Origin of the sequence: Shimia sp. SK013 (genome assembly GCF_001292625.1) — a bacterium.
GTDB lineage: Bacteria > Pseudomonadota > Alphaproteobacteria > Rhodobacterales > Rhodobacteraceae > Shimia.
In genome coordinates, this window is the sequence record NZ_LAJH01000021.1 from 238,136 (window position 1) to 252,048 (window position 13,913).

Below are 13,913 nucleotides of genomic sequence, written 5' to 3' on the forward strand. Positions count from 1 at the left end.
GGCACAGGGGTCATGTCGTGACCCCTAAACCCGCCATGCGGGTTCGATCAAGCGCGTCGGATTGGGCCACAGTGACGGCAGCCATGTGCAAGATATCCTCGGCGGTGCAACCGCGAGACAGGTCATTGGCCGGTTTCGCGAGACCTTGCAGAACGGGACCGATGGCGGTTGCACCACCGACGCGTTGCGCGATTTTGTAACCTAGATTTCCAGCGTTCAGACTTGGAAAGACAAAGACATTGGCTGCGCCGCCGAGAGATGACTCGCTGGCCTTGGAGGCAGCGACTTCTGGCACGAAGGCCGCGTCAAATTGCAATTCGCCATCGATAATCAAGTCCGGATCGGCCGCTTTGGCGCGTTGCGTAGCTTCGACCACTTTGGACACTTTCGGATGGTCGGCACTTCCGGCGGTGGAAAAAGACAGCATGGCAACGCGGGCGGTGTCGCCGGTCAGGGCGCTGTAGGAGGCGGCGGAGGCGCGGGCGATTTCGGCCAATTCGCGGGCGTCAGGGTCCACCACAAGGCCGCAATCCGCAAAAATATGCGCACCTTTTACGGTGTGGTGCTCCTTGCAATAGAGCATGAAAAAGAAAGACGAAACCATCGCTGCGCCAGGCGCCTTGCCGATAATCTGAAGGGCGGTTCGCACGGTGTCGGATGTGGTTTCAACCGAGCCGCCCACAGTGCCGTCGGCGCGGCCGGTCTGCACAAGCAGCGCAGCAAATGTCAGCCGTTGGCGCACCTGAGTGGTGGCCTGTTCCGGCGTCATGCCTTTGTGGGCGCGTAAGTCGACAAGTGTGTCGCGAAATTCGTCCAACAGAGGGCTGTTGGCGGGGTCGTGAATGTCGATTTGTCCGGTGAGGTCAATGGGGGAGGTGCCGTGCGCGGCCATATGCGTTGTGATGATCTCCGGATTCCCCACAAGTATGACACGGGCCACAGATTCGTCGCGGATCATCAGCGCGGCCTCGACATTGCGGGGATCATCGCCCTCGGCGAGGGCGATGATTTTGTCAGAGCCGCTGGCGGCACCAAGTATTTGGCGGAGCGGCTGCAATCCGTCAGCTTCCGGTCTGCGGGACCATGTCGGCAGGATCGATACCCGCGACAGCCACCGGTTTTTTCATCGCGTCACGGCGGAACGGCTCGCCCAGTTCCTGATTGATCATCGCCTCAATCAAGGTGGTTTTGCCGTGGTTCATCTGATCGTCGATCGCTTTGTTCAGCGCCGCGGTCAACTCTTCCATGGTGCGCGCGACTATGCCTTGCAGACCACAGGCTTGGGCGATGCCAGCGTAAGACACAGAGGTGTCCAGTTCCGTGCCAACGAAGTTGTCGTCAAACCAGAGCGTGGAGTTCCGTTTTTCGGCGCCCCATTGGTAATTGCGGAAGACGATCTGCGTGACCGCTGGCCATTCGCCGCGACCAATGGCGGTCAGCTCGTTCACCGCGATGCCGAACGCACCGTCGCCTGCAAAGCCGCAGACCGGCACGTCCGGTTGGCCGATCTTGGCGCCGACGATGGCAGGCAAGCCATATCCGCAGGGGCCAAATAGGCCCGGTGCGAGGTACTTGCGGCCCTCTTCGAACGACGGGTAGGCGTTGCCGATGGCGCAGTTGTTGCCGATGTCGGAGCTGATGATTGCATCGCGCGGCAGGGCGGATTGAATGGCGCGCCACGCCATGCGGGGGCTCATCCAATCGGGTTTGTCAGAGCGGGCGCGTTCGTTCCAGCTGGTGCCGGGATCGTCGTCTTCGTGGTCCATTGACGACAGTTGCTGTGCCCATGCAGATTTGGTTTTCGAGATGTTGGCTTTGCGGTCGGCGCGCCCGGCGTCACCCGCGTCGTCACTGAGTTGGTCAAGGATGCCAGTGGCAACTTTGGCGGCGTCACCAACGATGCCAACTTCTACCTTCTTGGTCAGGCCGATGCGGTTCGGGTTGATGTCGACTTGAATGATTTTCGCATCCGCGGGCCAGTAGTCCATGCCATAGCCCGGCAGGGTGGAGAATGGGTTGAGGCGCGTGCCAAGTGCCAAAACGACGTCGGCATTTTTGATCAATTCCATGCCTGCTTTGGAGCCGTTGTAACCCAAAGGTCCGGCAAATAGCGGGTGGTTTCCGGGGAACGCATCGTTGTGCTGATAGCCAACGCACACAGGCGCATCGAGGCGTTCTGCAAGTGCGATGGAGGCGGGAATGCCGCCCTCGGACAAGACCGTGCCCGCGCCGTTCAGGATGACAGGGTTTTTGGCCGCTGACAAAAGCGCCGCAGCGTCGGCCACAGAGGAGGTGCCACCGGAGGAAGCCTCAAATTCGATGGGGTCGGGGATCTCGATGTCGACGACTTGAGTCCAGAAATCGCGTGGGATGTTGATTTGGGCCGGGCCGCAGAGGCGCTTGGCTTGGGAGATCACGCGAGTGAGGACTTCGGCGACGCGGGAGGGGTCGCGGACCTCTTCCTGATAGGCAACCATGTCTTGAAACAGGGCCATCTGTTCGACTTCCTGAAAGCCGCCCTGACCGATGGTTTTGTTGGCAGCTTGCGGTGTCACCAGCAAAAGCGGTGTGTGGTTCCAGTAGGCTGTTTTGACGGCGGTCACAAAGTTTGTGATGCCGGGGCCGTTTTGCGCGATCATCATCGACATTTTGCCGGTGGCGCGGGTGTAGCCGTCGCTCATCATGCCGGCAGACCCCTCGTGGGCGCAGTCCCAGAACATGACGCCCGCTTTGGGGAAGAGGTCAGAGATAGGCATCATGGCGGAGCCAATAATGCCAAAGGCGTGTTCGATGCCTTGGCGTTGCAGTACTTTTACGAACGCCTCTTCGGTGGTCATTTTCATCGGGAATCTCCTGAGTCGCCAAAAGCGCACGTCGCGCGCGCGGGGTTGACGCGAAATTACGGGTCATACGTTAAAGGCGTTAGGGCCAAATATTCCGGCCGCTTAATGCCAGTTCAGAGGGATTTTTCAATTTTGGCTATACGAGCGATGCCTTCGGGGATGCGCTCGGCCGGAATGGAGGAATACCCAAGGCGGTAGAAATTCCGCGGTGGGTTGGCCGTGGCGAAGAATGACTGACCAGGTTCGATCAATACGCTTTCGTTTTGCAATCTTGAGGCGAGCTCGTGTGAGTCTAGGTTCCGATTTGATTGCATCCAGAAAGACGAGCCGCCGAAAGCGTCGGCGCCTGCGATGGTCAGGCCGTGATCCTGAATGGCTTGTTTCATCACCGAACGCCGGTGTTTGAGAGTTTTGCGAAGCCGCCGGATCAAAGCGTCGTAGTGGCCAAGTGACAGAAAATAGGCGGCGGTGCGTTGGATGTGACCCGGGGGGTGGCGCAGCACGGAGGCGCGCAGGGCGCGGGCTTCGCGGATGAAGGCTTCTGATCCGACCAGATAGCCGAGCCGCAGGCCCGGAAAGAGGGACTTGGAAAAGCTGCCGACGTAGATCACGCGGCCTTCGGTGTCGAGGGATTTGAGGGCTGGAGAGGGGGAGTCGGCGAAGGACATCTCGAACTCGTAGTCGTCCTCGACAATGAGCGCGTCAATGTCACGGGCGCGCGCGAGTAACAACTTGCGACGCGCAATCGGCATAGTGGAAGTGGTCGGACACTGGTGGCTGGGGGTGGTAAAAATCACGTCGGTTTCAGCCGGTATGTTTGCCGGATCAAGGCCGCCGTCATCAACGTTTACGGGTTCTACGTGACACCGGGACTGGTTCAGAATGTCGCGTAGAGCGTGGTAGCAGGGGTTTTCAATAGTGGCGGTGCGCCGCTGAGTCAGCAGGATCTGGGCGGCTATCCAGAGCGCGTTCTGAGCGCCTAGCGTGATCAGGATTTCTTCGGGGCGGGCGATTATGCCACGGCGGGGCAACGTATTGCGCGCGATGAATTCCACCAGACGCGGGTCGTCCTGGTCGTAGTAGTCCGAGGTCAGAGCGGTGAAATCTTTTTGTCCCAATGCCTGAAGCGCGCACAAGCGCCAGTTGGCGTGGTCAAACAGCGATGGGTCAGTTTGGCCGTAAACAAAAGGGAAGCGATAGGACGCCCAATCTTGAGGCTTTTCCGGTGTGTCGCCGCCAGTGAAACGGCGGCCAAGTGCACGGGTCCAGTCGATGCTGTCCTCGCGGTGTTTGGGCGGGGAGAATCGGGGCGGTACAGGAGCATTGTCAGAGACGTAGTAGCCGGAGCGGCCGCGCGAAGTGAGGTAATCGTTCGCAAGGAGTTCTGTGTAGGCGAGCGTCACGGTAATGCGGCTGACGTTGAGGTGGGTTGCGAGCTTGCGTGAGGAGGGCAGTTTCTCGCCACGTCTGAAGCGACCGGAAAGAATGCCTTCGGCAATGAGTTGTTGAATTTGGGCTTGCAGGGTGCCCTGAGAGTCCGGAGACAGAAAGAAGGTTTGAACTGAAATCGCCATGATCAAAACCGTATACTGGACTTATCGCGAGCGCAAACTGGACTTTTGAGAGTCCTCGTTTAGGGCCTTATGACGTCAGCTTGTGTGTCAGGTTCGCGCGCACGGCGGGCCATTCGTGCTGGCAGATCGAATAGACGGCGGTGTCACGCAAGGTGCCGTTTGCCATGATCATATGATTGCGCAGAACACCGTCGAATTTTGCGCCCAGCCGTTCAATGGCGGCGCGGGATTTGTGGTTCATGAAGTGAGTGCGAAATTCAACGGCGATGCAGTCCAGTGTTTCGAACGCGTGGGCCAGCATCAGCAGTTTACATTGCGTGTTAAGTGGGCCGCGTTGCACGGATTTTCGATACCAGGTGGAGCCGATTTCGACGCGTCGGTTTGTTTGGTCGGCGTTCATAAACGTGGTCATACCCACGGCTTTGCCTGTTGGATCCAGCACGGCAAAAGGAGTCATGCCAAGGGTTGCGTTGCGCGCGTCAATGTTGGCCACGATGTCTTCGGGGCGGGGCACCATCGTGTACCAAAGTGCCTGTAGATTGCCGTCGTCAGAGGCCTCGGAAAGGTCAGTCGCGTGATCCTGCGAGAGCGGAACAAGGCTGGCGTGGGGGCCTGTCAGGGTTGTGGGTTCTGGCCACATGAAATTTCCTTTCAAACCGCGCGAAGCGCCCGCCCCCGCGGAGGGGGCGGGCGCTTCGGGAGAGGGGCTTCGCCCATCTCCGTCCGCTTCTGCCGGTGTTACCCGAAGACTTTGGTCAAGGCATTGTCGACCGCAGTGGTGATAGCGTCGATATCGGCTGCGGTGACAATCAATGCGGGAGAAAAGGCAATCACGTTGTTGCGACCGGGAACGGAGCGGTTGGCCGCGCCGATGATCACACCCTGAGCGCCACAATCTGCAACCACGGCGCCAATGTCGGCTTCGTCCACCGGTTCTTTGGTGGTGCGATCTTTGACCAGTTCGCAGCCAATAAACAGACCTTTGCCGCGCACGTCGCCGATGACGTCATGTTTTTCCATAAGGGCATTGAGATTGTCCATCATGCGCGCGCCCATGGCGGTGCAGTTTTCAAGCAACCCTTCTTCTTCGATGATCGCCATGTTTTCCAGCGCTGCTGTCGGACCTGCGGTGCAGCCGCCGAACGTGGAGATGTCGCGGAAATGGTCGAGCTTGTCTGACGCATTGGCTTTGAACAGGTCAAAGACCTCTTCGGTGGTGACCATGCAGGCAATCGCGGCGTAACCAGAGGCCACACCTTTGGCCATGGTCACAAAGTCGGGTTTGATGCCGTAGTGTTGGTAGCCAAACCATTCAGTGCCGGTACGGCCAACGCCGCAGACGACTTCGTCGATGTGCAGCAGAATGTTATATTGGGTGCAGATTTCCTGAACGCGTTCCCAATAGCCTTCGGGCGGGGTGATAACGCCGCCGCCGGCGGTGACCGGTTCAAGGCACAGGCTGCCAACGGTCTCGGGGCCTTCGCGCAGAATCACGTCTTCGATCTGGTTGGCGGCCGCAATGCCGAAGTCGCGGCCGGACAGGTGCCCAAGGCCAAGCTCGTCTTTGCGGTATTCCATACAATGCGGCACGCGAACAAAGTCCGGCGCGAAGGGGCCGTATTGCATGTTGCGCTCGTCCTGACCGCCCGCAGACATCGCGGCAAGAGTTGAGCCGTGATAATCGCGGTCGCGGTAAAGGATCTTGGTTTTCTTGCCGTCATATTTTTTGTGCGCGATCTGGCGCACCATTTTGAAGGCCTTCTCGTTCGCCTCAGATCCCGAATTCGTGTAATATACACGGCTCATGCCGGGCATCTTTTCGATCAGTTTTTCGGCATAAAGCGCACCGGGAATAGAGCCAGCAGCCTGTGCGAAATAAGGCATCTGGATCAGTTGGTCACGCACGGCGTTGGCGATACGTTCGCGGCCATAGCCGACGTTTACGGTCCAGACTGCGCCAGACACCGCGTCGATGTATTCTTTGCCGTTTTGATCCCAGACACGCATGCCTTTGCCTTCGATAATGATGCGGGGATCACTAGATTCGAAGGATTTGTGCTGCACCAGGTGGTGCCAAACGTGGGCCTTGTCGGCGCTCACCACGTGGCTCAGGTCGTTTTCTTTCAATGTGCCGTCCATGGCGGACCTCCCTTTATTCTTATTTGCGGAGACGTTGGAAGTATCGGACAGCGCAAGCGAAGTCCGAACATTAGTTGCCGTTTATCCTCGCGAGATTTTCGCGCAGGTTTATAGGGCCAGTTGTTTTGGCAGTGTAAGTCCAAAAAAGAGGTTTCGATGTCAGGATGCCCATCACAATTGTTTCTAACCAATTGATTAAAAAATAAAAAATGTTAGCATAGGGCAAGGTTGCTGCGACTTTGGGCAGTAAAATAACTGTGACAAAGCTACAAAAAAACATTGATCGGTGGTGCGATTTCCGCTCGGATTAAAGGCGGCGCGTTGGGACGGACTGATTGAACTGGGCAAAACGACCCAGACAGCCAGTTCCAGACGACACCAAAATGACAACGGGAGAATTGAAACATGACTTTGAAACAGACTCTGACTGGTGCTGTTGCAGCAGCGGCAATGATGGCCGGCGCTCAAGCGGCGCATGCGGATATCACAGTGGCCTATTTCCTCGAGTGGCCAATGCCATTCCAATACGCCAAGCAGATGGGCACATATGAAGAAGCCCTCGGCACCAAGATCAACTGGGTCAGCTTTGACACTGGAACCGCAATGAGCGCGGCAATGGCGTCGGGTGACGTACACATTTCAGTGAGCCAAGGTGTGCCACCGTTCGTGGTTGCAGCGTCCGCAGGCCAGGACATCCAGATCGTCGACGTGGCTGTGAGCTACTCCGACAACGACAACTGTGTTGTCGCATCCGGTCTTGAGATCGACAAAATGAGTGCTGGCGAGTTGGCCGGTAAGAAAGTTGCTGTGCCGCTGGGCACTGCGGCGCACTATGGTTTTCTGAGCCAGATGAACCACTTTGGTGTGGACGTCGCGAGCATGGAAGTTGTGGACATGGCCCCGGCAGAAGGCGCAGCAGCGCTGGCACAGGGTTCGCTGGACATGGCTTGTGGCTGGGGTGGCGCGCTGCGTCGCATGACGGAGCACGGCAACATCCTTTTGACCGGTGCGGAAAAAGAAGAGTTGGGCATTCTGGTGTTTGACGCCACAACCGCCCCTGCGTCGTTCATCGCTGAAGAAGGCGACATGCTGGCGAAGTTCCTGAAGGTGACTGCGGATGCCAACGCGATGTGGGCAGATGAAGCCAACCACGCGAAAATGCTGCCAGTGATCGCCAAGGACGCAGGCATGGACGAAGAAGGCACAGCTGCAACGCTGGCGACCTTTAAGTTCCCGACCATTGACGAACAGCTGAGCGGCGCCTGGTTTGGCGGCACAGCACAAGAGTTCATGGGCGGTGTAGCTGGCGTATTTGTAGGCGCGGGTTCGATCCCGAGCGCGCTGGACAGCTATGACGGTGCTGTGAACACAGGTCCGCTGGAATCTGCAAAAGGCATGTAAGTGCTGCGATGAGAGTTGGGCCGGGCGCGTTCGACGTGCCCGGCCTTTTTTGAAATCAATCCAGAAGAACAGGCGGGCAAACCGTCGCGCCCGCAGAATTGGGCGGAAAGACCGATAGGGACCATGACCGGATTAACCATAGAAAGCCTGTCCATGCGATTTGATTTGCCCGGTGGCGGGCATGTTCAAGCGCTCAAGGATGTGAGCCTCGATTTGAAACAGGGTGAGTTGCTAAGTGTGCTGGGGCCATCGGGCTGCGGTAAGACGACGCTGCTTAATATTGTTGCGGGATTTCTTGCGCCCACCGAAGGCCAGATTGAAATGAACGGTCATACGGTGCAGGGACCGGATGCCGAACGCGGCATGGTGTTCCAGCAAGGGGCGCTGTTTGAATGGATGAGCGTGCGAGAGAACGTGAGTTTCGGTCCCGATATGAAGGGCATGCCCAAGTCCGAGAGTGCAGAGATCGTGGATCACCTGCTGGATGTGGTGGGTTTGCAGGACTTCAAAGAAAAGATGGTTTACGAACTGTCAGGCGGGATGCAACAGCGCGTGGCTTTGGCCCGCTGTTTGGCAAATGATCCTGACGTGATTTTGATGGATGAGCCGCTGGGGGCGCTGGATGCGTTGACGCGGGAAAAGATGCAGAGCCTTGTTCTGAAGCTTTGGAAAGAGACCGGCAAGACGATCATTCTGATCACGCACTCGGTCGAAGAAGCGTTGTTGCTGGGTGAGCGGTTGATCGTGATGGCGCCACGTCCGGGGCGTATCCACAAGGAATACCGTTTGCCATTTGCCGATCTGGGCGTGGGCGCGGATTTGCGGGAGGTGAAGAAACACCCCGATTATGCGCCGACCCGCGAAGAGATCCTCAATATGATCTGGAACATGGAAGAAGAGATCATGGGCCGCACCGAGGAGACCGCATAAGATGGGACAGACTTTTGCAGATCTTGGGGGTGAGTTGCTCACTCTGGTGATCGCGGTGATTTCGGCTTTGCCGTTTCTGGCGATCTATATCGGCGTCATTCTGGGTGCCTTTTTCATTTTTCATCTGATCAAACGCCGGTTGACGCCGGTGCATGACTACACATCGCTCAAGACGGTGACGTTTGGTGATGAGAGCGCCGTTGTTTCCAACAAGGCCGCTTCGGTGATTTCTATTGTGCTTATCTTTGTGTTCTGGGGCAGTTTTACCGGATCGGAATGGTTGCCGCGTTTTCTGCATGCGCCAGGGCCGTTTGTCGGCGAGGCAAGCTTTACCTATACGCTGGAAACCGAGGACGGCGCGACGGACGATGCAACTGTCAGCGTTGTTGTGCATGAGGCCGGGCAAAAGCCGGACACGCCGGAAATTGCGCCCGGAGAGGGTTTGGCCAAAGACGACGTGATCGTTGTGCAGGCCTATCGCAGCAAGTTGTTGCGGTGGGACAGCAATGACGAGGCGACCCGTAGCGAAGGGGCCAAAGTTATTGCTGTGGAAGGGAAGCCGCTTACCCGAGAGGCAAAAGTTGACGTTGGCTTTGGTTCTGTTGCGCTGACCGACAAAGGCACATTGAACTTTGCGCCAGCGACCGGAATGCAGATGGAAGATATCTGGCTGCCGGCACCGGAAAGCGTGTGGCGACGCCTGATTTCTGTAAGCCGCGAAGGCTATCAGAATGTGAAGCTGTCCGAGCACCTGAGCTTTTCTCTGTTTCGGGTGATCATCGGTTTCGCGCTGGGTGCGATGGTGGGCATTCCTTTGGGCTATGCCATGGGGCTGAGCGATTGGGCCCGCGGTTGGTTTGATCCGATCGTTGAGTTCATGCGGCCTGTACCACCTTTGGCGTTGATCCCGCTGGTGATTATCTGGGCCGGCATCGGCGAGCAGGGTAAGATCATCCTGCTGTTCCTTGCGGCCTTGTGGATTATGGCGATTGGCGCGCGATCCGGTGTGTCGGGCGTGAACATCACCAAGGTGCATGCGGCCTATTCCTTGGGCGCCAGCAAGCGGCAGATCCTGCGCCATGTGATTATTCCGAACTCGTTGCCTGAGATATTCACTGCTGCGCGGGTGGCGATGGGCGTCTGTTGGGGCACCGTTGTGGCCGCCGAACTTGTGGCCGCTGAAAAGGGTGTCGGTAAGATGATCGTGGCCGCATCCAAGTTTCAGGACACGGATATTGTTTTGATGGGGATCATCCTGATCGGCATCATCGGCTTTGGCATCGACATGCTGATGCGCTGGGTCGAGAAGTATCTGGTGCCTTGGAAAGGCAAAAGCTAAGGCCGCATGGGTATCGGGGAAAAAAACGCCGGGGGATTGCCGCAGCCATTCACTTTACGTGTGACAAAGCGGTAAACCGCCGGCGAACATGCGCCAGATTTCTAAGCAGTGTCAGGCAGGTATCTGTCTGACACTGTTTGTTTTTATAGCGAGGGTTTTGTTGGCATGGCGGCGAAAGTCCGCTTTGAGCCCTTATTGACCATCGCGAACTTTGAGCGCAATGATCAGGTCGATTGTCAGACTAGATCATTCCGAAGAGTCGAAACCCTGAGAAACGTAGATCACATAGTTGGAGAGCTTCGATTTCAGGTGCTGTATCCGCCTGAAGGGAGCACTTCTGTTCTTGAGGTGACCGAAAGCGGTTTAGGGCCACTCCTCCATGTCTCGCTGAGAGAAGACGGTGATCTGACCTATGAATTCTTTGCCAAATCGTCGCTTTTGATTACAGAAAAGCAATTCCGAGAGATTGATGAAATGGCGCGGAAAAAATTGTCTTGGACAGACTTATCGGCATTTGGCTTGGAAAGCTTTGACGAGGACTAGTTCGAATTTTCGCTCAAATTTGAATGGCAACAAAGTCCGCCAAGCTGCCTGTGAAGCGGGCTTTTCCGTCCGCATCGCGGACAGTTGTTTCGCCGCTTAATGCGGTCCCAGGAAGTGCATTTCGTTGCAGCGTCGTCAAGTTTTTGTAGCTGCTAATTGCCGCAACGAGAAAGTGCCTCCGAACAACTATCGGAGGCACAAATTTAGGGGACGATTGGGGATATTCCCCCGATGTTGTTCGGGTTTCAAAGCCTGTGGCGTCAGCCCATCGGCACGCCGGAGATCGATTTGACTTCGCAGAATTCGTCCAGACCCCAAGTGCCGCCTTCGCGGCCGTTGCCGGATTGGCCGTAGCCGCCAAACGGCGAGCCGTTCACGCGGCTGACGCCGTTGGTTTCCACCATGCCGGAGCGCAGCTGACGGGCGACGCGCAGGCGTTTCTCGTCGTCTTGCGTTTGCACATAGTTGGTCAGGCCGTAGACGGTATCGTTGGCCATCTCGACGGCCTGATCTTCGGTTTCAAACGGGGTGATCGCCAGCACGGGGCCGAAGATTTCTTCGCGGTAGATGGTCATGTCGGGCGTCACATCCGCAAACACAGTCGGGCGCACGTAGAAGCCTTTGTTCATGCCTTCTGGGCGGCCGAGTCCACCGGCGACAAGCGTGGCGCCTTCTTTGATGCCGGTTTCGATAAGGCCCTGAATTTTGTTGAATTGCAGTTCGCTGACTACAGGGCCGATGTGGCGGCCGGATTCGGTTGTCGCGCCGACCTGAGTGGCCTCAGCAGTGGCTTTGGCTTGATCCACGGCGTCGGCATAGCGGTCGCTTTCGACCATCATACGGGTAGGGGCGTTGCAGGATTGGCCGGAGTTCTGCATGCAGTGGATCACGCCGCGTTTTACGGCCTTTTCGTCCGCATCAGCAAAGATCAGGTTCGCGCCTTTGCCGCCAAGTTCGAGGCTGACACGTTTGAGCGAGTCGGCCGCCGCTTTGGAAATTGCGATGCCTGCGCGAGTGGAACCGGTGAAGGACACCATGTCCACGTCAGGATGCGCTGACAGCTGCGAACCCACGCCAACACCATCGCCGTTGACCATGTTGAAGACGCCAGCGGGGAAGCCTGCTTCGTCCATCATTTCGGTGAAGACGATGGAGGACAGCGGCGCGATTTCGGAGGGCTTGAGCACCATGGTGCAGCCCACCAAAAGCGCCGGGATCGCCTTGAGGAAGACCTGATTCATCGGCCAGTTCCAAGGGGTGATCATCGCACAAACACCAATGGGTTCTTTGCGCATACGGTCCGCGCCCATTGCGTATTCAAACTCAAAACCTTCCAGCGCCTCAAGGAAGCCATCCAGGTGCCAGGTGCCAGAGCCCCATTGGCCAGACATTGCCAGATCAATCGGCGCACCCATTTCGGCGCGCATGGCTTCGGCCATATCAGCACGGCGGGCCATGTAGACCTCGCGCAGTTTCTTGACAAGCGCGACGCGGTCGTCCAGCGGGGTTGCGGCCCAAGCAGGGAAGGCAGCGCGCGCTGCGGCGACCGCGGCGTCAGTGTCGGCCTGATCACCGATAGAAATCACCGCACAGGCGTCTTCGGTGGCAGGGTCGATGACGGTCATGTCGTTAGCGGTCGCCGGGGCGACCCATTGGCCGTTGATATAGAATTCGCGTTTCTCGATCATGGGGTCTCTCCTTATCGATCTTTGCAGGCACCTTGCCCGCGCTTATCGAGGCCCGCAAGGGAAAGAGACGCGCGGTCACACGTGAATATTTGCCGTATTTGTCGCGCTAAGGGGGCTGGCATTCAAAAACGACGAATGTAGTCTGTGATAGGTCGCATGGCGGCCAAAAGATTTGTTTTTTCCGGAATCCGCTTGTTTGAAAATTTCGCCTTTTACCATGCAGGGCGGGTTCCCCGATCAAAAAGAGAGCGAGATATGGGTCTTCGAATCAATGACACAGTGCCGAATTTCACCGCGGAAACCGATCAGGGGACAATCAGCTTTCATGATTGGATTGGCGACAGCTGGGCTATCCTGTTTTCGCACCCCAAGGATTTCACGCCGGTCTGCACCACTGAATTTGGCGCTGTGGCACAGCTGACTGACGAATGGGCTGCGCGCAACACCAAGGTGATCGGCGTGTCTGTAGACGGCGTCGAGGAGCACAAAGGTTGGAAAAAGGACATCGAAAGCTTTGCTGGCACCGAAGCAGGGTTCCCGATCATCGCGGATGAAGGTCTGGCTGTGTCCAAAGCTTTCGACATGTTGCCTGCAGAGGCTTATATGCCGGATGGACGCACCCCAGCCGATAGCGCCACTGTGCGGGCGGTGTTCATCATCGGGCCAGACAAAAAGCTCAAGTTGTCGATGACTTATCCGATGAATGTGGGTCGCAACTTTGCAGAAGTGATGCGCGCGCTGGACGGGTTGCAGACCGCCACCAAAGAAAACGTGGCCACGCCAGCCAACTGGACACCCGGCGGCGATGTGGTGATTCCTGTGGCCGTCAGCGACGCGGATGCGACGGCGAAATACGGCAGCTTCACCACACATTTCCCGTATCTGCGCACCACAAAGCTGTAGACTACGATCAGTCTGACTCGATCAGGTGAAATCTAGAGAACGCGTCAAATTTGGCGCGTTTTTTTATGCCTGCAGCGCGGTTTTTGGGAAGAGAAGGCGTTAATCTGCTGGCAAGGACTCTCTGCCATGTGTCGGATCAATGAAACGAGTATTGGCATATCTCCCGACTGTTTTGGCACTGGCGCTTTGCATTGTTTTGGCGCCGGTTCTTGCCGTCGCAACCGGCCCAGTCGATGTGTCGGAACCGGTCGTCGTCGTGGCGGGTCCGGGAGTGGACCTTATTCAGATAATAGAGAAGTCCGGTGGCGCGGTCATCGGATTGGAAAACGCACCCTTGGGAGCTTTGGGGTATTCGGATGACCCCAAGTTTGCCGAAAACCTGAGAGCAAACGGAGCGTGGGCTGTATGGGATGGCCGCACAATCGCAGAGCTCTGTGGAGTAAAGACATGAACGAAAAGAACGACCTCACCAGTATTCGCAAAAAGGGCGTGACCCTTTTGTTGGTGGCGAATCTAATTTTGGGACTCGTAGCCGTATCGGTGGCAGCCCTCC

Annotated in this window: 12 protein-coding genes; 6 read left to right on the forward strand and 6 right to left on the reverse strand. The window is 57.1% G+C overall.

Annotation, left to right across the window (positions count from 1 at the left end):
* Window positions 1-10 precede the first annotated feature (10 nt).
* From pta to SHIM_RS17060, 5 genes are all read right to left on the reverse strand, one after another.
* Complete coding sequence (pta, locus tag SHIM_RS17040) at window positions 11-1,057, reverse strand: phosphate acetyltransferase (protein ID WP_054003866.1); 1,047 nt, start codon at window positions 1,055-1,057, stop codon at window positions 11-13.
* A gap of 4 nt (window positions 1,058-1,061) precedes the next feature.
* Complete coding sequence (xsc, locus tag SHIM_RS17045) at window positions 1,062-2,843, reverse strand: sulfoacetaldehyde acetyltransferase (RefSeq protein WP_054003867.1); 1,782 nt, start codon at window positions 2,841-2,843, stop codon at window positions 1,062-1,064.
* A 113-nt stretch (window positions 2,844-2,956) separates the two neighbouring features.
* A complete protein-coding gene (pdxR, locus tag SHIM_RS17050; RefSeq protein WP_054003868.1) occupies window positions 2,957-4,417 on the reverse strand; it encodes a MocR-like pyridoxine biosynthesis transcription factor PdxR in 1,461 nt (486 codons plus the stop codon).
* Window positions 4,418-4,484: 67 nt separating this feature from the next.
* Window positions 4,485-5,057 (reverse strand): GNAT family N-acetyltransferase, encoded by a 573-nt coding sequence (locus tag SHIM_RS17055; RefSeq protein WP_054003869.1) that lies wholly within the window; start codon window positions 5,055-5,057, stop codon window positions 4,485-4,487.
* A 98-nt stretch (window positions 5,058-5,155) separates the two neighbouring features.
* Window positions 5,156-6,556, reverse strand: a complete 1,401-nt coding sequence (locus tag SHIM_RS17060; RefSeq protein ID WP_054003870.1) for an aminotransferase family protein — start codon at window positions 6,554-6,556, stop codon at window positions 5,156-5,158.
* A 405-nt stretch (window positions 6,557-6,961) separates the two neighbouring features.
* Here SHIM_RS17060 and SHIM_RS17070 point away from each other — a divergent pair, with 405 nt between their 5' ends.
* The 4 genes from SHIM_RS17070 to SHIM_RS17085 all read left to right on the forward strand — a co-directional run bounded on the left by SHIM_RS17070 (window position 6,962) and on the right by SHIM_RS17085 (window position 10,769).
* Window positions 6,962-7,957, forward strand: a complete 996-nt coding sequence (locus SHIM_RS17070; protein WP_054003872.1) for a taurine ABC transporter substrate-binding protein — start codon at window positions 6,962-6,964, stop codon at window positions 7,955-7,957.
* A 123-nt stretch (window positions 7,958-8,080) separates the two neighbouring features.
* Entirely contained in the window at window positions 8,081-8,887 is an 807-nt protein-coding gene (locus SHIM_RS17075) for a taurine ABC transporter ATP-binding protein (protein WP_054003980.1), read from the forward strand.
* Between the two features lies 1 nt (window position 8,888).
* Entirely contained in the window at window positions 8,889-10,226 is a 1,338-nt protein-coding gene (locus SHIM_RS17080) for an ABC transporter permease (RefSeq protein WP_082358442.1), read from the forward strand.
* Window positions 10,227-10,391: 165 nt separating this feature from the next.
* Window positions 10,392-10,769, forward strand: coding sequence for a hypothetical protein (locus SHIM_RS17085; RefSeq protein WP_054003873.1), 378 nt, complete (start codon window positions 10,392-10,394; stop codon window positions 10,767-10,769).
* 260 nt (window positions 10,770-11,029) lie between these two features.
* Here SHIM_RS17085 and SHIM_RS17090 read toward each other — a convergent pair whose 3' ends face one another.
* Window positions 11,030-12,457, reverse strand: a complete 1,428-nt coding sequence (locus SHIM_RS17090; RefSeq protein WP_054003874.1) for an aldehyde dehydrogenase family protein — start codon at window positions 12,455-12,457, stop codon at window positions 11,030-11,032.
* 255 nt (window positions 12,458-12,712) lie between these two features.
* Between SHIM_RS17090 and SHIM_RS17095 the strand changes: the two genes are divergently transcribed.
* Both SHIM_RS17095 and SHIM_RS20230 read left to right on the forward strand, forming a co-directional pair.
* Window positions 12,713-13,360 carry a peroxiredoxin gene (locus SHIM_RS17095; protein WP_054003982.1) on the forward strand — a complete coding sequence of 216 codons (648 nt, stop codon included), beginning with the start codon at window positions 12,713-12,715 and terminating at the stop codon, window positions 13,358-13,360.
* Window positions 13,361-13,499: 139 nt separating this feature from the next.
* Window positions 13,500-13,811 carry a hypothetical protein gene (locus tag SHIM_RS20230; RefSeq protein ID WP_054003875.1) on the forward strand — a complete coding sequence of 104 codons (312 nt, stop codon included), beginning with the start codon at window positions 13,500-13,502 and terminating at the stop codon, window positions 13,809-13,811.
* Window positions 13,812-13,913: the final 102 nt, after the last annotated feature.